Source organism: Peribacillus sp. SIMBA_075, from assembly GCF_046534585.1.
In genome coordinates this window covers 1-241 of sequence record NZ_JAWRYN010001463.1, presented here as the reverse complement: position 1 = coordinate 241, position 241 = coordinate 1, and the positions used below count along the sequence as shown (strand labels likewise).

Sequence of the window (241 nt, the reverse complement as noted above, 5' to 3'; positions counted from 1 at the left end):
CCTGCCCGGCCTGCTTCTTCGGCAGTTCGTCGACCAGCACGCGGTAGCTCAGCTCCCTGCCACCGGCGACCGGATGCGCACGCACCAGGCGCACGACCTGGCGCTGCCCGGGCGCGATCCGCACGATCGCCGGGCTGGCGACGATGTCGTCGGCCGGCGAGAGCTGCTCGTTGCCGCCGTCCTGCGACCAACGCTGCACGCGCACCTGCGCCTCCAGCGGTTCGCTGCCGTTGTTGCCCAG

At 72.6% G+C, this 241-nt stretch carries 1 protein-coding gene; it reads right to left on the bottom strand.

The features are described from left to right. Nucleotides 1-241 (bottom strand): fimbrial biogenesis chaperone (locus tag SB775_RS33240; RefSeq protein ID WP_410865558.1); only part of this gene is annotated, 241 nt, incomplete at both ends.